Origin of the sequence: Polyangium mundeleinium (genome assembly GCF_028369105.1) — a bacterium.
GTDB lineage: Bacteria > Myxococcota_A > Polyangia > Polyangiales > Polyangiaceae > Polyangium > Polyangium mundeleinium.
Map to the genome: position 1 here is coordinate 12,514,363 of NZ_JAQNDO010000001.1, position 18,265 is coordinate 12,532,627.

The window sequence follows — 18,265 nt, forward strand, 5'->3', positions numbered from 1 at the left end:
CGAAGGACGAGCCGAAGACACGAGCCCGCCGAACGAACAATGGTCGACCCGCGAAAAACACTAGCCGACGACGTGCAGTTCACGGGGCGGGGCCTGCACACGGGAAAACCCGTCGAGGTGCGAATCCGCCCCGTCGGGGCGGGCGACGGGCGCTTCTTCGTGCGGATGGATCTGCCGGGCGAGCCCGTGATCCGGGCCCGCGCGGCGTTCGTCACCGATACGACACGATCGACCACGCTCGCGAATGAAGGGGCGTCCGTGCGGACGCCGGAGCATTTGCTGGCAGCGCTCGCGAGGATGGGCGTGGACGACGCGCGCATCGAGATCACGGGGCCCGAGGTGCCGATCCTCGACGGCTCGGCGCTGCCGTGGGCCGAAGCGATCGCGCGGGTGGGGCTCTCGGCGGCGTACGCGCCGCGGCTCGAAACGGTGCTCGAAGCGCCGATCTGGGTGCCTTCGAACGGCGGCGCGTTCGTCGCGGCGCTCCCCGCGCCGGAATTGAGGTTTTCCTGTGGAATCGTGTTCGACGCGGCGCCGATCGGCGAGCAATGGGCCTCGCTCCTGGCCTCGCCCGAGCGATTCCTCGCGGAGGTGGCGCCGGCGCGAACGTTCGGCGTCCTCGCGGACGTGGAGGCGATGCAAGCGCGGGGGCTGCTCGCGGGCGGGAGCCTCGACGCGGCGATCGTTTGTGATGGAACGAAATGGCTGAACGGGCCGCTGCGCTTCCCGGACGAGCCCGCGCGCCATAAGCTCCTGGACTTCATGGGCGATCTAGCGCTCGTGGATCCGCTGCCGCGGGCGCATTACCTCGCGTTCAAGGCGGGACACGCGCTGCACGTGCGGCTTTCGCAGCGGCTCACGGAAGGGGGGTGACCGAGCCTCGCGTCCAGGGCGGCCCCGCGAATTCATCCTTTCCCGATGGATTCGTGCTCGCGGCCGTGTTCTCCTCGACGCCATGCGTCACACGAATCTCGCTCTTCTCCTTGTGGCCACGCTCCTCGGCTGCTCGCTCGATTCACAGCCGGCCCCTCCCACCACGAATCCGGACGCGGGCGGCGGCGGCGCCGGTGGCGACGCGGGGCACGAGCCGATGGACGCGGGGACCGATAGCCCGGCCGACGCGGAGCCCCCGCCCGATCCGGTGCCGCCCACGATGTTCGTGCCAACCGCCGCCGGGAAGGGCGGCGCCGCGGCGACGGTGGATCACCGCGGGACGTGGGCCGCGATCGAGGCGCTGAAGGCCGGCGGCAATGCGATCGACGCGGCCGTCGCCGCGGCCGCCATGCTCGGCGTGACGGATCCGTTCTCGTGCGGCGTCGGCGGCGGTGGGTTCATGCTCGTATGGCTCGCCGACAAGAAGCAAGCCGTGGTGATCGATCACCGCGAGACGACGCCGCAGGGAATGAAGCACACGGCGTATTACCAGAACGGCGCGCCCATTGCATTCAACGATCTGCTCACGAGCGGCCTCTCCGTTGGCGTGCCCGGCACGCTGCGCGGCTGGGACGAGGCGCTGCGTCGTTATGGAAAACGGTCGCTCACCGACGCGCTGAAGCTCGCCATTTTCGTGGCGAAGAAGGGGTTTGATGTCGACCCGACGTTCTTCGATCAGACGACGCGCAACCTCGATCGATTCCGGCAGATCCAGAGCACACGCGCGCTCTTCCTGAACGCGGCCGGCGACCCCTTCCCCGTCGGCTCGATCTTCACGAACCCGGACCTCGCCGCGACGTACGAGCTCATCGCGAAGAACGGCCCGGCGGTCTTTTATGATGGCGACATCGGCAAGGACATCGTCGCGACCGTGACGAGCCCGCCGTTCACGGCCGACGCGACGATCGTGCCGCGCCCGGGTTTCATGGCCCTCTCGGACCTCTCGGCCTACGAGGCGCGCGTGCGCCCCGCCGTGCAAACGACCTATCGCGGGCTCACGATCCTCGGCGTCGGTTTGCCTTCGAGCGGGGGACTCACCACGGGCATCACGCTGAACCTGCTCGACGGATTCGATCCGGCCTCGATGAGCAAATCGGACTTTTTGCACCACTGGCTCGAAGCCTCCCGGCTCGCGTATGCGGATCGCAACACGTTCATGGGGGATCCCGAGTTCGTGAACGTGCCCGTGGAGGGAATGCTCTCGGCGGCGTACACGGCCGAGCGGCGGCCCCTCATCGACCCGACGATGGCGTCGATCGAGGCAAAGCCCGCGGGCAATCCGTTCGCGCATCAGGTGGATCCGAGCGGCGCGATGCCGAAGCCGCCCGTCGGGTTCCATGCGGGGGAGTCGCCCGCCGAGCTCGATCCGGAGACCACGCACATCACGGTGGCGGATTCGTTCGGGAACCTGGTCTCCTACACCTGCACCATCGAATACGAGGGCGGCAATGGCATGGTGGTACCGGGGCGCGGGTTCTTGCTGAACAACGAGCTGACCGATTTCAACATCCCCGCCACGCCGGACACGCCGCACCCGAACGTGCTCGAACCGGGCAAACGGCCGCGCAGCAGCATGAGCCCGACGATCGTCCTGGCGAACGGCGTGCCCGTGCTGTCGCTTGGCTCGCCCGGCGGCGCGACGATCATCACGACGGTGATGCAGATCCTCGTGAATCACCTCGATTTCAAGATGCCGATCGATGAGGCGCTGGCCGCGCCGCGTGTGTCGCAGCGAAATGCACCGAACGCCACGAGCAGCGCCGAGCCGCTGTTCATGAGCTCGCCCGATGCGACGGCGCTCCAGGCCAAGGGCCACGCGTTTTCGGATGCGGGCCTCATCGGCGCGGCGACGGCGATTCGTTTGAACGAGGATGGCACGATGACAGCCGTCGCAGAGCCGGTGCGCCGCAATGGCGGGAGCGCGATGGTGCTGGAATCGAAGTGAGGGGCAGAATCGGGTGTTCTGCGGGATCCCGGGCGCCTCAGGCCTCGGGATCGCGCAGGAGATACCCCGCCATTTCGTCGATCAGCGGGATCGCGTCCGGCTCGTGCGTCTCGGCGACCTTGCGGGCCGCTTCGAGCGCGCGTTTCGCCGTCGCCACGTCGTCCGTCGCCACGCAGAGCTGCGTCGTCGCAAGCAGGACGGGCAGGAGCGCGGCCGGATCCTCGGCCTGCTCGGCGGCCACGCGGGCGCGCGGCAAAAGCTCGCGCGCCCCTTCGATGTCGCCCACGGCGAGCGCCGCGACGATCTTGTTCGAATAAAGCACGGCACGCTGGGCCGGATCCTCGGCTTGTCGCTCCAGATCCTCCGCCGACATCGCCGCGAGCCGCTCCATCTCGAACGCCTGCGCGAGCCCGGCCCGCAGCCGCCCGAGGCCCTCGACGTGCGCGGGCAGATTCGCCGCCTCGGCGTCCTTCTGCGCCTGCTCCAGCACCGCGAGCGCCTCCTCCTCCCGCCCGAGGCTCGCCAGTGCCCGCGCTTCGAGCGCGCGCGAGGGCGCGAGCAGGTCGGGCGTGCCTGCAAGCGAGGGCTGGAGCGCCTTCACGCGCGCGAGCGCGTCCTCGAATTGCCCCGCGCCGAGCTCGTTCGCGGCGAGCGACAGGACGCTGCGCGGATCGTCGATCCCTTCCTCGGACATGACAAACCTTTCTCGCGCCTTCAGCGCTCTTCCTGAGGCCGCTTTTCCGGCGGCACGTAATGGGCCACGAAGCCCTTTTTTTCGAGCCAGGCCGCGAGCAACGCGCGTCGCTTCGGCTCTTCGAGCTCCGATTCTTCGAGGCCGAGATCCACGGCGATGCTCGCCACGAGCGAGCATCGATGCTCCCCGGGCGAGAGCTTCGCCTTCTCCGTCTCCTCCTTGCAGACCCGGAACACCGTCTCGTACTTTTCGAGCGTCTTTTTGGCCACCGCTTCCTTCGAGCACCCGAAGGCGAGCATGGGCAAGACGAGGACGAGCGCGGCGAGGGCGCGCAAGGAGGGGTTTTTCATGAGGGCCGGTGGTCCTGCCGTTCGGGCGGCGGCGCACCGTACACGAGGGCGAGGGCGAACGGAAGGGCCGGCGGGATCTAGCCGCGGCGGAGAACCACGGCCGCCTGCGGTTCGAGCACGCGGAACGTGAACGACTCGGTCAGGAAGAGCTCGACCCGCTGTTTTTCGTGGTACGCGTATCCGATCGAGAGATCCTGCCCGACCGTGAGCTCGAAATCGCCGCCGCGCACGGAGAGCAGCACCGCGCCCGAGAGCGCAGGCGCCCACACGACCGGGTGATCGATGATCTGTCGCTCGATGCGCTTCAAGATCGGATACCCGTCGTCCGAGCCCGCCGCGAGCTCGTCGTATTCACGCGAGCCGGCCACGAGCACATAAGGACCCGTGACGCCGGCCGACCGGAGGACCTCTTGCGCCTGCACGACCGCAGCCGGGAATGCCGTGACATTCGGGACACGTACGGGCGCGTGCGGGCTCTTCTGCACGATGCCGTGGATGTCCCCCTCGGCATATCCATGAAAAACGGCGCCGTCCTCGACCCGCGCGATCCGCTCGGCCGCCTGCACCACCGCGGACATGTCGAGGTCGACAGCGCCACGCGCCGCCGCGTCGAGGTCCGCGAGGTCGAGCGCGATGGGCGTGCGCAATTCGAGGAGCGGTTGCGATGTGCGTTGCCCGATGGACACGCCGGGCACGGGGCCCTCGCCGAGCGGGCGGAGCCGGCCCGTATTGACGGAGGCGTATCCCCAGCCGAACGGCCCGCGGAAATCGACGAGCTTGCGCGCCGCGAGGCTCAACTGGAGCACGCGCCGCGCCTCCGCGTCGATGAGCGCGAAGGCCTCGGGCAGGATCGGAGCGAGGTCACGACGAAGCAGGTCCAGAGCCACGATTCACCTCCCCTTCAAGCTGGCAATGCCGAGCCCACGACCCGAACCGGTGCGCGGCGGCGGAGAATGCGGCGGCGATGACGACGCCCCCGCGCTCGCCCCCTCGGCTTCACCCGCTTGTTTTCTTTCCTCGCTCGCCTCGATCTCGGTGATCGGGACGTCCTTCAGCAAATGGGTGCGGATATTTTTGTCAAATAACGAATCCTGCCGGCGGATCCATTCGAGGTTCATCATCGCGTGCTCGATCTCCTCGGCACGGTTGTGCAAGAGGACGGCCTTGAGCTCCGCGTCGTTCGTGACCTCGGCGCGCTGCGCGTACCAATCGATGGCCTCGAGCTCCTCGATGAGGGACCAGATCGCTCGGTGCATGTCCCGAGCCGCAGGGGACAAGACGTCGTACGGCTCGTGATAGGTCTCGCTGCCCATGCCCTTCGGATGCCGAAGCCGGGCGCGAGTTGCGGAGTGTCGAGGGCGAAGGCCGCGCAGGCGAGCGCGGCCGGAGATCAGTAGTGAATGCGCGGCCCCTGCGCCTGGATCTGCCCGGCCCCCTGCTTGATTGCCGTCGCGAGCAGGAAGATCGATACCGGCAGGAGCACGGCCGCGAGGACGTGCATGCCCGTCGTGAGGACCTGCGTGAGCGTGAACATCGTCCCGAGCCCCATGCCGGAGAAGCGGAACGCGAAGTTCAAGAGCTGCCGCAAGATCGAGGCGAAGGCGATGAGCGCCCCCGCGCCCGCGAGGCAGAACCCCGCGGGGGCATGCACCTTCTTCACGGTGCCGAGCCCCACGGCGACGAGGCCAACCCCGAGCAGCGTCAACACGCCGACGCTCAACAGGCCGAGCAGGCCCGCTCCGATTCCGCTCACCCCGCCCATGCCCCACCGCCCTTCTGCTGCGGCCGCGTCCCCGCGAGCGTGTACGCCCCGAACGCGATCCCGCCGAAAAACACCGCGCTCGTGCCGATCGAGATCACGCTGCTGATCGCGCTCCAGATCATGATCGCGTCGAATCCGGCGTTCGCCATCATCGCGTCGACGATGAAGTCGAGCACGAGGCCAAAGAGCCGCACGCCCCCGGCGCCCGCAAAGACGAACCCTGCATTCTGGTTCACCGGCCGCACGACGACGAGCCCCAGCACGAGCACCGCGATGGCCACGAGGACATGCACCCCCGTGGCGAGGCCCCCGATCACTGACAAAAGACCGCGTTCTGCCGGGTCCATCCCATCCTCCCTCACGCCGTTTGGCGCTCCTTCGACGAACGGGCCCGACAGTACACGCGTCCGAGACACACCGCGAGGGCGAAGGCTCTCGATCGGACCGGCACGAATTTCATGCTACGACGCGCGCCGTGTCCCTCCCTGCCGGGCTCGCCGTCCTCGCGCTCGCCGTCCTGCTCGGCGGCATCGCCGCGATCTGGCGTGACCACGGGCAACGCGTCATGCCGGGGCTCGGGACGTTCGCGATGGTCGCGTCGGCCGCGGTCGCGCTCCTGCACCTCTTGCCCGAGGCCATCGCCGAGGCCGGCTGGCTGGCGCTCGGAGCTGCGGCGGCCGGCTTCCTCGTGCCGTTTTTGATCGAACGGCTCGTGCCCCAGCGGAACGCGCACGCGGACGGTCCCACGCTCGTGATGGGGTACGTCGCGGTGCTCCTGCATCAGGCTGGCGAGGGCACGGCCGTCGCCTCGCTCTCACGCGCGGGCGAGCTCCATCCGACGATCGTGCTCGCGATCGCGGGGCACACGGTGCCGCTCGCGATGGTGGTGGCGATCCAGGCGCTCGAACACGTGGCGGGGCCGAAGAGCAAGGTCGTCGCGGCGCTCTCGCTCATCGGCTGCGCGCTCTCGACCGTGGGTGGTGCCATGTCGCTCGACCTCGTGGGCGCGGCGCGGATCGCGTCGATCCGGCCGTGGCTCGTGGCCGCGGTGGCGGGGCTGCTCCTGCACGCGCTCTCGCACGCGCCGAAGATGAGCGAGGAGGGCGCGCGGAGCCGGGTGACGGAGATCGTGGCGGGGCTCGTGGGGCTCTCGCTCGCGCTCGTGAGCCTGGAGCACGACGGCTGGGTGCTCTACCTCGGCTGGCCCTTGCGGGTCCTCGGCCTCGTGGTGCTCGTCGCCGCGGTCGTCGCGAAGGGGCTCGTCACGGGCGCGCGAACGGTCGCGGAACATCCGCTGCGATCGGACGGACGAGATCCTCGGGCCGGATGAGCCACGTCGGCTCGGGGACATCTTCGATCTCGTAGAAGCCGCCGCAAAAGACCTCGTGCGGGCACGTCTCGCAGACGGCCTTTTTCACGCGGCGCTCGCGCAGGTACTCGAAGAGGTTCACCTCCTCGTTGTTCACGAAGAGCATGTGCCGTTCGAGCTTGAGCATGTCGCCGAGGAGGAACGCCTCGTAGCCGGGCATGAAGCAGAAGGGCAGGTTGATGACCTGGATCTTCATGCGATCGCGGAAGTCGTCGATGACGCGCATCGTCTCCTTCGCGGCAACGCTCGTGTCGGGGCAGACCGAGCTCGTGGCGCGGCCGAAGGGCGTGAGGAACTGGATGTTGAACCAGCGCAGGCCGAGCTCGAAGACGAGCGCGGCGACGTCGTGGAGCTTCTTGTGGTTCGACTTCGTGAGCGTGATGTTGGCCCCGAGCTCGACGCCGGGCGGCGCGAGGCGGACGAAGTTTTTCACGCCGGCGAGGGTCTGATCGAAGGCCTCGGCGACGCCCACGTTCTGCGCGTGGGTCTGCGCGTCGGGGCCGTGGATGCTCGTGAGGATCGAGGTGACGCCGGAGGTGACGAGCTTCTGCGCGTAGTCCTCGTAGCTCGACATGCGCGCGTTCGTGGTGACGTTGACGCGCTCGTAGCCGATGCGGCGGGCGAAGCCGACGAGGCGGACGAGGTTCGGGTTGAGCGTGGGTTCGCCGCCGTCGAAGTCGAGGAGCGTGACGCCGAGCTTGCGGTACTTCACGAGCAGCTCGCGCTGCCGGTCGAGGTCGCCGTCGAACTGCGTGCGCGTGCCGGTCGCGCAGAAGGTGCAGCGGTTGTTGCACTTGTAGGTGACGTTCATGATCACCTTCTTCGGGCCCTGCGAGGCGCCGATGCGTTGATCAAACGTCCACTTGAAGCGGCGAAGGTCGTCCTCGGTGAAGGCGTCGGTCTCGATCGTCGGCGCTTGCTGGAAGCGCGGGCCCCAGTCGTTCACGACGGGCAGCGCGCGGCCCTTCTTCTTGGCCTCGGCGCCGAGGCGCGTGCCAGGCAGGGGCGTGGCGAACTGGACGCTCGGGAACGCGCCCGTCTCCTCGAAGAGGTCGAGCGCGAAGGCGAGCGTGCCGTTGATGTCGCGCTTCGTCTCGCCGGGCAGGCCGATCATGAAGTGCACGAGCATCGGGAGCGCGGCCGCGTGCGCGAGCTTCGCCGCTTCTTTGATGGCGCCGAGGTCGAGCTGCTTGTCGACGACCTCATCGACGACGCGCTGCACGCCGCTCTCGGCGCTCACGCTGAGCGTGGTCATCCGGCCCTTCATGGCCTCGACGTGGCGCGGAAGGACGTAGTCGGCGCGCACGCCGTTCGGGATCTCGAAGCGCAGGTCGTGCTTTTCGAGCAGGTCGAGCACGGCGTCGAAGTGCCGCTCGTTCACGTTGACGAGCTCGTCGAGCAGGTGCACGCGACGCACGCCACGCGCGGCGAGGTCGCCGAGGAGGCGGTCGAGGTAGGCGGGGGCGTAACGGCGCTGGGTCTTTGGCCGCACGAGCTCGCCGTCTTTGCGGGCCGTGGGGTTCGAGGAGCAGTGGACGCAGCGGTAGGGGCAGCCGCGGCTCGTGAGGATCGGCGCGCTCTTTCCGTCGATCGGGAAGGCCCAGTGGGGCCGGCCGAGGCCGCGGATCGTGGCCTCGTGGAAGGCGAAGTAGGCCGGCAGATCGACGAGGTCCCACGCGGGCAAGGGCAGGTCGTCGAGGCGCGGCGGCTCCTCGGGGACGAGGGCGAAGGGCTCACGCGGCCGGCCTTGTCGTTCGAGATCGGAAAAAACCCGCGCGAGTACGTCTTCGGCCTCGTAGCGGATCAAGACGGAGACCTCGGGGTAGGCGGCGAGGATCTCGCTCGACGGGACGTCGACGACGTGCTGGCCGCTCTGGTAGAGGTCTGCCAAGACCATGGGACGATCCGGACGATGCGCGGCGAGACCAGCGAGGAGCTTCCCAAGCAGATCGTCGCGCGAGGGCGGCCGATGAAACGGCGTGTACGCGACGAGGACGGCGTCGGCCTCGGCAGAAACACGCGCGAGGACCTTGTCGAGCGGCGCGCCGAGCCGCACGTAACCCGCGTCGTCGTCGTGGCTCGCGAGCGTCGCGCCCTCCATCGCGAGCGCGTCGACGAGGTCGACCTCGAAGCCCGACGCGCAGAGGACAGCGGCCGCCTGGAGGGCGCCGAGGTCCGCGAAGTACGGGTAGTCGATGAAGTCGCGCGAGACGCGGATCGGAGGGAAGACGATCGCGATGCGAGACATCCGCCGTATCGTATAAGGGAAGGGCTCCGCATGGCGAAGGTTGTTTCCCCGAAAAAAGTGGCCGCTCTGTCCGTCGCCCTCACCTGCGCGATCACGTCGTGGGCCTCGCCGTCGAGCGCGCAGCAAGGGCCGCGCGGCGGCCGGAGCACGACGGAGGCGCAAGCCGAGGCGAAGAAGGAAGAGGCCGGGGTGCGGACGCTCGGGACGAGCGGCCTCGAAGACGAGAAAGACCCGACGTTACGCGCAGTGACGTCGGAGCGGCGGAGCAGCTTCACGTTCGGGCTCGCGATCGGCGCGTCGCTCGGCAGCGCCTCGGGGTTCCCGAACGACCCGACGAAGATCGGGCTCCTGCGGTACTACACGGACACCGGCATCGGCGCGGGCTTCGGCGCGCGCGCGTGGGCGGGCGCGGCGCTGCGGGATTTCTTGTCGTTCGGCCTGACGTTCGGAGCGGTCGGGCTCGACGCGGGCGACAAGGTGTTCTTCAGCGGGATGGTCGGGTTTCACACGGAGATCTTCCCGCTCTACACGCTCGGCGGGTCGCTGCGTGATCTCGGGCTGATGGTGGAGACGGGCGTAGGGACGGCGATCGTGACGCCGGCCGACGATCAGGACACGCTGCTCGTCGACGGAGGTTTGACCTCGGCGCTCGGGCTCGGGGTGTTTTACGAGGGATTCCGGCTCGGATCGAAGGTCGGAATGGGGCCGTATCTGGCGTACGATTACATGTACGGAACGTCGATCCGCGGCGGGGCCTTCGTGCTCGGGTGGCGGACGGCGCTTTATCCGCGGCACAAGTGATCCCGCCGGCGCGGATTCAAACCCCCACGAACACCTCGTCCCACTCCTCCTCGCCGAGCAGCCATTCGAGCGCCTTGCGTCGCTCCAGGATGACGTTCGGCTGGACCTTGCCCGGCAAGCCCATTCGCTTGCGCGCGGCGATCTCGAGGCCGCGGTGCAAGCAGCGGGCGAGGTCGCAAGCGGAGAGGACCTCCTCGTGGCGGCGCAATCGGCTGCGCTTGCGCAAGGCGCGCACGTCGCGGGCGTCGTCGAGCTCGCCGAAGATCATGGCGAGCTCGGGGCCACAAATGCGCGAATAATCGAGGGCCCGGAAGAGCGAGGACGCCCAGCCGAGTGCCCATAACGCCTCCATGCGGTCGAGCAGGCCCGCAGGCACATCCTCGGCGCGTCCTTCGAGGACACGCGCCTCCGAGGGCGAGAGCGAGCCCGTGATGCCGATTTCGGAGACCCAATCGGAGGCGATTTCGGGCGGCATGCCGGAGGCGCACGCGATCACCGCGTCGAGCGCGAGCATGCGGTCGACGACCTCGTCCTTGTCCCGTAAAACCCCGCGGTCCGTGAGCAGCGGCAAGCTCACGTCGACCGGATACCCGAGCCGCCGCGCCATGAAGAGCGAGCGCTGGCGGATCATGCGCAGCGCCTCGCCATCCACGGGCAAATCCCCCGACGCGCGGCCCCCCGGCGCCTTCATGGTTTCCCCGCCCAAACCGCGGAGACAATACGCTCGTGCCCGCCGAGGTCTTTTTGGATTTCGATCGCGGAGAAACCCTGCGCGGCGAAGAGCGCGCTCACGTCGGGCGCCTGGCCGGCCATGACCTCGACCGCGAGCACGCCGCCCGGGGCGAGGTAACGCGGCGCCTCCGCAGCGATGCGCCGAAGGATCACGAGCCCATCCGCGCCGCCCGAGAGCGCGAGCCGCGGCTCGAACCCGCGCACGTCCACCATGAGCGTGTCGATCTCGGCCTCCGGGATGTACGGCGGGTTCGCCGTGATGAGGTCGAACACAGCGCCGCGGCCTTCGAGCGCGGAGAAGAGGTCCGAGACGCCGATCGCGCAGTTCGTGGCGCCGAGGCGAACGACGTTTTCCCGCGCGACCGTGGCCGCGTCGGGCGAGAGGTCGAGGCCGAGCACGCACGTGGTCGGGCGCTCGCGCGCGAGCGAGATCGCGACGCAGCCAGAGCCCGTGCAGAGATCGAGCACGCGCGCCGCGAGGTCGAGGTGCCGCGTGCGCGCGAGCGCGACCTCGACGAGCGTCTCGGTGTCGGGGCGCGGGACGAGGACACGTCGATCGACGCGGAAGGGCCTGCCGTAGAACTCGCGCACGCCGAGCAGGTACGCGATCGGCTCGCCGTTGCGGCGGCGCACGAAGAGCTCGCGGTACCGCGTGAGCTCGGCCTTGTCGAGCGGGCGCTCGGCGTCGACGAGGAGCTTGATGCGATCGATACGGAGGACGTGGCAGAGCAAGAGCTCGGCATCGAGGCGCGCCGAGGAAAAACCTCGCTTCTTGAGGTCGTCCACCGCCCACGCGAGCACGCGACGGATCGTCCACGCCTCGCCCGGCGCCTCGCTCCGCGTCGTCGTCACGGGCGGCCGCCTGCCTCGGCCACGCGGCGGATCGCGCCTTCGACCACGCCCTCGACCTCACGTCGGATCTCGTCGCGCCGCTCGGGCGTGGCCGCCTCGAAGCGGAGCACGAGCACGGGCTGCGTGTTCGACGCGCGGCAGAGGCCCCACGCGCCGTCGCCGAAGTCGAAGCGCCCGCCGTCGATGTCGAGCACGGGCCGCTTGCCGCGGTAGTGCGCGACGACGTCCGCGACGACGCCGAACTTGAGCGCATCGGGGCAATCGACGCGGATCTCCGGCGTGGCGAAGGTGGACGGCACGTCGGCGAGCAACTCGCGCAGCGTCTTGCCCTCGGAGGCGACGATCTCCACGAGGCGCACCGTCGCGTAGACCGCGTCGTCGAAGCCCGGCCAGCGGTCCGCGAAGAACATGTGGCCGCTCATCTCGCCGGCGAGGAGCGCGTGTTCTTCCTTCATCTTCGTCTTGATCAGCGAGTGCCCCGTCTTCCACACGAGCGGCCGCCCGCCGTGCTTCTTGATGTCGGCGTAGAGCGTCTCGGAGCACTTCACCTCGCCGAGGATGGTGGCGCCGGGATGTTCGCGGAGCAGGGCGCGGGCGTAGAGCAGGAGCAGTTTGTCCCCCCAGATCACCTCGCCCGTCTCGTCGATCGCGCCGACGCGATCGCCGTCGCCGTCCCACGCGACGCCAAACGTGGCGCCCGTGGCGAGCACGCGCTCGCGCAGCGCGGCGAGGTTCGCCGGTACCGTGGGGTCGGGGTGGTGGTTCGGGAAGGTCCCGTCGATGTCGCAATAGAGGGCTTCAGGCGAGAGCCCGAGCGCAGAGAGCGTCTCGACGCCGAGCGGCCCCGCCGCGCCGTTGCCGGCGTCGATGACGAAGCGGACGTCGGTGCGGGCGAGGCGGCTCGATCGACGAACGGACTCGATGTACGGGGCCACGACGCTGGTCTCGCTGAGCTTGCCGCGCGCAGCGGGCGGCTCGGCGAAGGCGACGCCCTGCTCGATGAGGTCGGCGAGGGCCTGGATGTCGGCGCCGTAGAACGAGCTCTTGCCGCGCATCATCTTGAAGCCGTTGTCGGGCGCGGGGTTGTGGCTCGCGGTGATCATGATCGCGCCGTGCGTCTCCAGGTGATGCGCGGCGAAGTAGAGCATCGGCGTCGGGCCCACGCCGACGAACACGACGTCGGCGCCGCCCGCGAGCAGGCCTTCGGAGAGAGCCGCGAAGAGGCGATCGCTCGAAAGGCGGCCGTCACGCGCGACGGCGACGCGGGGCGCGGGGTTCGGGGCAGAGGACGCCGAAGGCGATCCGGAGCCCCGAGCGCTGACAACGTCCTTGCGAAGGACGAACGCGAAGGCGCGGCCGAGCTCGCGGGCGAGGTCATCGGAGAGGTCTCGCTCGGCGACGCCGCGGATGTCGTACTCGCGGAAGATGTGGCGCGGGATCTTCATGAGGATGCCTACTCGCCGGCCGATTTGGCACGTCGGGCGAGGGAACGAAACCCCAAAGTTCGCCTGTGGCCGGGGCCGCTCGCTGCGCACAACCGCGGCACGTGTGGGGAACGCGGATTGCACGTTCGGCCGGGCGTGAACCGTCTCAGCGACCAGGATCTGAGGGCGACGGGCACGACGATGATGCCCGTGGATCAACAGCGGCGAGCGCTCGAGCACAGGCTGGAGCTGGCGAAGGAGCGCCTCGTCGCGGATCTCAGTCGTGTCTCGTCGATGCTGAAATCGAGCGCCGGTTCGATGCGCAAGAACATCGTGCGCGCCGCAGTCACGATCGGTGGGCTCTTGCTGCTCGGGATCGTGACGGCCGTGGTGCGTCGGCGTCGGCGCCTCGCGTGGCGCTCGCTGTGAAGGAGAGCGAGCCATGAACCAGGAGCGACCATCAAACGGGAACGGGCACGCGCTCGTGCGCGGCTCGGCGAGGATGCCGCCCAGCATCACGGAGCGCGCGCTGCCGCCGATCGCGCGGCGGCCGGCCGGCGAAGGTTTGTCGACCGGAGAGGCGATCGCCGCCGTCGCGCGGGACACGATCGACGTGGCGACGGAGCTCGTGCGGGACGGCATCGCGCTCGGGAAGCTCGAAGCGCAGCGCGCCGTGAGCGAGATGGTGCCGCGCGTGGTGTGGGGCGTCGTGGCCTTCACCTGCGGGGCCGCGGCCACCGTGATCGCGGTGATCGCGGTGATGATCGGGCTCGGAGCGATCATCCCCTCGGTCGCGGGCAGGCTGGCGATCCTCGCGGGTGTGCTGTTCGTGGTCGCCTTCTTCGGCGCGGTGCGCGCGATGCGCTCGGCGCGGGCGAGCGCGACCATGTCGATCAGCGCGACGGAGTCGGCGGTCGACGAGGGCGTGCACAAGGCGGAGCTGCCCGGCGTGACGCTCCCGGGCGAGCCGGGCCGATCCCGGCCGATGGTAGGGCCGTAGTCGCGTCGTCCTACTCGATGTCGTTGTACCCGACCGGCGGCTCGGCGAGCTTCGCGACCTTCGCAGCGCCGCGGAAGACGTAGTCCGAGTAGCTGTAGGGCCCGTCGGACCACACGAAAAAATCCTCGCGAAGCTCGCCGCCCGGGGCGCCGTCGAAGAGCTCCGGCGCGGCGAGGATCGGGCCTTCCTGGAAGACGGGCGCGGAGGCATCGACCTCCTCGCCCGCTTCTTCCATCGCTTCGAGCGCGCCGCGATGCCGATCGGCGTCGAGCTCGTCGACGGGGAAGAGTTCCCAGTCGAGCAGGACGAGCTCGGGGTGCGGAGGCTCGTCGGCGGAGGCCTCGAAGGGCTCATGGTTCGCGGGCGGCAAGCCCGTCTCGGCGAGGGCCGCGCGGAGGGCTTGTTTGTACCGCTCAGCGGACTCGCCCGGGGTCCAGAACGCGCGGAAGACAGCGCAGACGTCGTCGGCGGTGGCCGATCGCCAGAGCGAGGGATCACGCGATGCGACCTCGAGCCCCTTCTCGCGGCTGCGTCGCGCGGCGAAGGCCTGTGCGTGCGGGGCGAAGGCGGGCAGGTCGGCGAGGGCGCGATCGACGGTCCAGTGGATGCGATGATCGACCTCGCGGACGTAGCGGTGTTTGCCGAGGGCGCGGAGGAGGCGCTCGATCTCTTCGAGCGTGCGCGCGGAGAAGGACCAGGCGAGCATCATGGGGCTTTCGGCTTCAGTCGTTGCAGGAGGTACGGGCGCCGATCTTCGTCGCGCCGACGTCGACGGTGCAGCGCGTGACGCACGCGTCGATCATGGCGGCCTTCGTGTCGACGCACATGCGCTGGCAGGCGTCGCGGAGGGCGGCCTTCATGACCGGCCCCTTCTCGTCGCCCTCGCCGCGCGCCGTGCCCTTGAACGTCCCGGTGCCGGCGGTGATCTCGGTCGTGCACTCGACGCCGCGCTTGCAGCCGGCGAGGAGCAAGAGGACGAGCGGGAGCACGAGGAGCAGGCGTGGGTTCGTCTCGAAGGCCTTCCGGTTCACGGCGCGGAAGATAGCGCAGGACGCGGACGAGCAGGAGCGAGGCGCGCGATGATATGAGTGCGGCCCTCCATGGACCTCGCCCTTTGCATCTCGCTCACCCCGAAGGACACCTCGCACCTCGGTGACGAGGACCTGGCCGAGCTCGACAGCCCGGAGCTTCGGGACGCGGTCGTCCGGGCGCTCGAACCGCTCGGCACCGTGCGCGTATGGGACACCACGACCCTCTCGCCGAAGGAAATCGCCGCGGAGCGCCGGCCGGACCTGATCTTCAACCTCTCCGAGGGAATCTACGGCACCGGCCGGGAAGCCCAGGCCCCTGCCCTCTTCGAATGGCTGCAATGGCCGTACGTGGGCAGCGACCCGGTGACGCTCGGGATCACGCACGACAAGGGGTACACGAAATGTATCCTCGACCGCGCAGGCATTCCCACGCCCCGCGCGGCGGTGATTCATCGGCCGCTCGATCGCGCGCTCGGCCTCGCGTATCCGGTGATCGCGAAGCCGGTGGCGGAAGGGGCGGGGAAGGGGATTTACGATGCCAACGTGGTCGACGACGACGCGGCGCTCGCGGCCCTCGTGAGCACGTACCTCGATCGCTATCGCCAGCCGCTGCTCGTCGAGGAGTTCTTGCCGGGTCGGGAGTTCACGGCCGCGGTGATCGGCAATCGGGGCTCGTTCGAGGTGCTGCCGCTCGTGGAGATCGATTTCACCGCCATTCCGCGGAGCCCTCGGCGGGTCTACGGCTACGAGGCGAAGTTCACGTGGCACAGCACGAAGCACATGCTCTGCCCGGCGAAGGTCGACAGCGGGCTGCAGCGGGAGATCGAGTCCCTGGTCATCGGCACGTGCGAGGCGCTCGGGATTCGCGACTGGGCGCGGGTGGACCTGCGGCTCGACGGCGCGGGCAAACCGTACGTGCTGGAGGTCAATCCGCTGCCGGGGATTTACCCGGAGCTCGAGTATATTTCGTGCTTCACGAAATCAGCGTATGCCGCGGGGATGACGTTCGAGGGGCTGGTGGAGCGGCTGGTGCGGACGGCGATGGAGCGGTATCGATCGGATTGGTTCTTGCCGCACAAGGTGGGGCGTCGAAGCGGCGGCGGCTGATCCCTCGCTGGGTTCGTTTCCCCGGTGTCGTGCGGTCTGCCGGGGGCTCTGGCGCCTGGCGCAGGGGCCCTTCGGTTCGGCGCCGCCGCGTGTGATCACGCCCGGCGGCAGGCCGGTGTTAATCGCGTGGCGCCGTCACGAGCTTCGTGCCGCAGAACGGGCAGAACGCGATCGCGGGGCCATACATCCGCTGATAACCCGCCATGCCGGACGAGCCCTGCTCGAGATCGGCGAGCCAGAAGCCCTTTGCATCTTCGCGCACGAATCTGTAGTTGCGTGCGTCGGCAAAGGCGTTGCACGAGCATCCCGTCACGTTTTTCGTCACCGTCTCACCTCTTCCTTCCAGCGTGTTCAGGAGCGCCAGCACCGGCTCCAGCCGGAGAACCCTTCGCGATGATCCGGAGGTCGCTCGTGGGGCTGCTCAGGCGGCGTCGGCCCTCAAGCTTCCTTCGGCCGACGGATCGCGAGCACGACCCCCACCACGAGGAGCACCGCGAAGATCGAGAGGAACGCCATGTTGAACACGATGCAGCTCTCGTTGATCGTCGAGAGCGGCGTGAACTCGGCGAGGACGCGGCCCGCGTCGAGCTTGTTGGCGCTCTCGAAGTCGAGCCCGCGCGCGGCGAGCTCGGGCGGCAGCTTTTCGAGCTTGCCTTCGCCCTCCGGGATATCGATCACCTCGCCGGTCTTGAGGTTCACCGCCTCTTGGAACGGCTGCGTGTAATCCGTATAGACCCAGTCGCCTTTGCGGTACTGCGCGAGGTTCATGACCGTTCCGGCCGACTCGTTCACGCCGCAAAGAGGGCAGAAGGGAAACGTGCCCCGTCGGTACTTCGTGATGCTGACGCCGTACTTGTCGACACGGAAGGCGCGACCATCGTCGATCCGCAGGAGCGCGAAGTCGTGCTGACGCTCGAACGACATCGACGCGCCATAGGAGCGCACGCCTCCGGCGCCGAGCCAGTAGTAGATGCTGACGATGATCCAGAGGCTCGCTGTTGCTCCCGCGACCGCCCGGAACCACTTCGGAATACGCTGCGCCGACATCGCGCGGCGACCCTAGACGGGGCGGTTCGGTTCGGCAAGCCGTGGAGCGACCCCGCCGGGTTTCGCTGAGCAAGGAGACGAGGACCGGCCGTGCGGTGCTCTGGATGGTCTGCGCCGAGTTCGAAGGGAACCTCGGAGGTAGGAGTCGAGGTCCGCGCCGAGCGTGAAGGCAACCTCCGAGGTCACCTTCGAGCTCCTCGCCGAGCTCCGATCCGACCTCGGAGGTCACCTTCGAGCCCTGCGCGGAGCTCCGAGCCAGCCTCCGAGGTCACCTTCGAGCTCCTCGCCGAGCTCCGATCCGACCTCGGAGGTTCCCTTCGAGCCCTGCGCGGAGCTCCGCACCGACCTCCGAGGTCACCTTCGAGCTCCGAGCCGAGCTCCGCACCGACCTCCGAGGTCGGTTCCATCCTCCCGGACCCGGCCTGACCCGCTCTGTCAGAGCCCCGATCCGGGATCGAGCGGGAGGCCCGCGCCTCACCCACCGGCGAGGCACTCGGGATTGCAGCGCTCGGCGATGCAACCGTCGAGTCGAGTGGCCTCGTCGGAGGGCTCGAAGAGCTCGCCGCACCTGGCGAGGCAGGTCTTGATCATCGCAGCACGGTCGCTGTCTTCGAGCACGGGCATCCCGGCGGGAAGCGGCTTGCGGCATCCCATGCGGCACCCGAGCGCCTGGGCCGTGCTGGGGGTGAAGGCCACAGGCGGAGAACAGCAACGAGACTTGACGCACGGAGCACAGGACTCGGACAGGCTCTTCGTCATCGTGCACGCGGCGACAGGCTCGGGGCTCACCGGCGCCGGGCGCGCCTCCTCGATGGGCATGCTTGTCGAGGCCGAGGTGGGCGCGGGGGTCGGGGCGGCCACGGGGCTCGGCTCCGAACCGCCACACGCGACGAGGAAAACTCCCAGCACGGATACAGGATGAGGTTTCACTCGCCCACCCCTAGCACTCTCGCGCTGGTCCCAGAAACGG

At 69.0% G+C, this 18,265-nt stretch carries 22 protein-coding genes; 7 read left to right on the top strand and 15 right to left on the bottom strand.

Features of this window, described 5'->3' with window-relative positions; translation table 11 throughout:
• Positions 1-39: 39 nt before the first annotated feature.
• Entirely contained in the window at positions 40-873 is an 834-nt protein-coding gene (gene lpxC, locus POL67_RS49570) for a UDP-3-O-acyl-N-acetylglucosamine deacetylase (protein ID WP_271929387.1), read from the top strand.
• Positions 874-955: 82 nt separating this feature from the next.
• Complete coding sequence (gene ggt, locus POL67_RS49575; RefSeq protein WP_271929391.1) at positions 956-2,878, top strand: gamma-glutamyltransferase; 1,923 nt, start codon at positions 956-958, stop codon at positions 2,876-2,878.
• Positions 2,879-2,915: 37 nt separating this feature from the next.
• Here the strand turns inward: ggt and POL67_RS49580 are convergent, their stop codons facing one another.
• The 6 genes from POL67_RS49580 to POL67_RS49605 all read right to left on the bottom strand — a co-directional run bounded on the left by POL67_RS49580 (position 2,916) and on the right by POL67_RS49605 (position 6,031).
• Complete coding sequence (locus tag POL67_RS49580; protein WP_271929393.1) at positions 2,916-3,572, bottom strand: hypothetical protein; 657 nt, start codon at positions 3,570-3,572, stop codon at positions 2,916-2,918.
• Positions 3,573-3,592: 20 nt separating this feature from the next.
• Positions 3,593-3,922: a hypothetical protein gene (locus tag POL67_RS49585; protein WP_271929394.1), complete on the bottom strand. Its 330-nt coding sequence runs from the start codon at positions 3,920-3,922 to the stop codon at positions 3,593-3,595.
• A gap of 77 nt (positions 3,923-3,999) precedes the next feature.
• The gene (locus tag POL67_RS49590) at positions 4,000-4,809 is read right to left on the bottom strand and encodes a family 1 encapsulin nanocompartment shell protein (protein WP_271929395.1); all 810 of its coding nucleotides are present in this window, start codon (positions 4,807-4,809) and stop codon (positions 4,000-4,002) included.
• Between the two features lie 3 nt (positions 4,810-4,812).
• Positions 4,813-5,235: an encapsulin-associated ferritin-like protein gene (locus tag POL67_RS49595; protein ID WP_271929398.1), complete on the bottom strand. Its 423-nt coding sequence runs from the start codon at positions 5,233-5,235 to the stop codon at positions 4,813-4,815.
• 77 nt (positions 5,236-5,312) lie between these two features.
• Positions 5,313-5,675: a hypothetical protein gene (locus POL67_RS49600; protein ID WP_271929401.1), complete on the bottom strand. Its 363-nt coding sequence runs from the start codon at positions 5,673-5,675 to the stop codon at positions 5,313-5,315.
• Positions 5,672-6,031, bottom strand: coding sequence for a hypothetical protein (locus POL67_RS49605; protein ID WP_271929403.1), 360 nt, complete (start codon positions 6,029-6,031; stop codon positions 5,672-5,674). The genes POL67_RS49600 and POL67_RS49605 overlap by 4 nt, the downstream gene beginning before the upstream one ends.
• 128 nt (positions 6,032-6,159) lie before the next feature.
• On the opposite strand from POL67_RS49605, the gene POL67_RS49610 reads away from it, so the two are divergent.
• Positions 6,160-7,014: a ZIP family metal transporter gene (locus POL67_RS49610; RefSeq protein ID WP_271929405.1), complete on the top strand. Its 855-nt coding sequence runs from the start codon at positions 6,160-6,162 to the stop codon at positions 7,012-7,014.
• Here POL67_RS49610 and POL67_RS49615 read toward each other — a convergent pair.
• Positions 6,947-9,301, bottom strand: coding sequence for a radical SAM protein (locus POL67_RS49615; protein ID WP_271929407.1), 2,355 nt, complete (start codon positions 9,299-9,301; stop codon positions 6,947-6,949). The two genes, POL67_RS49610 and POL67_RS49615, sit on opposite strands and share 68 nt — an antisense overlap.
• Before the next feature lie 30 nt (positions 9,302-9,331).
• Between POL67_RS49615 and POL67_RS49620 the strand changes: the two genes are divergently transcribed.
• Positions 9,332-10,102 (top strand): hypothetical protein, encoded by a 771-nt coding sequence (locus POL67_RS49620; RefSeq protein WP_271929409.1) that lies wholly within the window; start codon positions 9,332-9,334, stop codon positions 10,100-10,102.
• Between the two features lie 16 nt (positions 10,103-10,118).
• Here the strand turns inward: POL67_RS49620 and POL67_RS49625 are convergent, their stop codons facing one another.
• Genes POL67_RS49625 through POL67_RS49635 form a run of 3 tightly spaced genes read right to left on the bottom strand, consistent with a single transcriptional unit; the run spans position 10,119 to position 13,131 of the window.
• Complete coding sequence (locus tag POL67_RS49625; protein WP_271929411.1) at positions 10,119-10,793, bottom strand: DUF4272 domain-containing protein; 675 nt, start codon at positions 10,791-10,793, stop codon at positions 10,119-10,121.
• Positions 10,790-11,686, bottom strand: coding sequence for a peptide chain release factor N(5)-glutamine methyltransferase (prmC, locus tag POL67_RS49630; protein ID WP_271929414.1), 897 nt, complete (start codon positions 11,684-11,686; stop codon positions 10,790-10,792). Before prmC ends, POL67_RS49625 begins: the two co-directional genes overlap by 4 nt.
• Complete coding sequence (locus tag POL67_RS49635) at positions 11,683-13,131, bottom strand: phosphomannomutase/phosphoglucomutase (RefSeq protein WP_271929417.1); 1,449 nt, start codon at positions 13,129-13,131, stop codon at positions 11,683-11,685. Before POL67_RS49635 ends, prmC begins: the two co-directional genes overlap by 4 nt.
• A 135-nt stretch (positions 13,132-13,266) precedes the next feature.
• Here POL67_RS49635 and POL67_RS49640 point away from each other — a divergent pair, with 135 nt between their 5' ends.
• The gene (locus POL67_RS49640) at positions 13,267-13,539 is read left to right on the top strand and encodes a hypothetical protein (protein ID WP_271929420.1); all 273 of its coding nucleotides are present in this window, start codon (positions 13,267-13,269) and stop codon (positions 13,537-13,539) included.
• 13 nt (positions 13,540-13,552) lie between these two features.
• Positions 13,553-14,110 carry a phage holin family protein gene (locus tag POL67_RS49645; RefSeq protein WP_271929421.1) on the top strand — a complete coding sequence of 186 codons (558 nt, stop codon included), beginning with the start codon at positions 13,553-13,555 and terminating at the stop codon, positions 14,108-14,110.
• Positions 14,111-14,120: 10 nt separating this feature from the next.
• On the opposite strand, the gene POL67_RS49650 is transcribed toward POL67_RS49645, so the two are convergent.
• Both POL67_RS49650 and POL67_RS49655 read right to left on the bottom strand, forming a co-directional pair.
• Positions 14,121-14,819, bottom strand: a complete 699-nt coding sequence (locus POL67_RS49650) for a hypothetical protein (RefSeq protein WP_271929424.1) — start codon at positions 14,817-14,819, stop codon at positions 14,121-14,123.
• A gap of 13 nt (positions 14,820-14,832) precedes the next feature.
• Positions 14,833-15,141 (bottom strand): hypothetical protein, encoded by a 309-nt coding sequence (locus tag POL67_RS49655; protein WP_271929426.1) that lies wholly within the window; start codon positions 15,139-15,141, stop codon positions 14,833-14,835.
• 69 nt (positions 15,142-15,210) lie between these two features.
• Between POL67_RS49655 and POL67_RS49660 the strand changes: the two genes are divergently transcribed.
• Positions 15,211-16,248, top strand: coding sequence for a D-alanine--D-alanine ligase family protein (locus POL67_RS49660; RefSeq protein ID WP_271929428.1), 1,038 nt, complete (start codon positions 15,211-15,213; stop codon positions 16,246-16,248).
• Between the two features lie 118 nt (positions 16,249-16,366).
• Here the strand turns inward: POL67_RS49660 and POL67_RS49665 are convergent, their stop codons facing one another.
• The 3 genes from POL67_RS49665 to POL67_RS49675 all read right to left on the bottom strand — a co-directional run bounded on the left by POL67_RS49665 (position 16,367) and on the right by POL67_RS49675 (position 18,225).
• Positions 16,367-16,573, bottom strand: coding sequence for a hypothetical protein (locus POL67_RS49665; RefSeq protein WP_271929431.1), 207 nt, complete (start codon positions 16,571-16,573; stop codon positions 16,367-16,369).
• 113 nt (positions 16,574-16,686) lie between these two features.
• A complete protein-coding gene (locus tag POL67_RS49670; protein ID WP_271929433.1) occupies positions 16,687-17,295 on the bottom strand; it encodes a hypothetical protein in 609 nt (202 codons plus the stop codon).
• A gap of 474 nt (positions 17,296-17,769) precedes the next feature.
• A complete protein-coding gene (locus POL67_RS49675; RefSeq protein WP_271929434.1) occupies positions 17,770-18,225 on the bottom strand; it encodes a hypothetical protein in 456 nt (151 codons plus the stop codon).
• Positions 18,226-18,265: the final 40 nt, after the last annotated feature.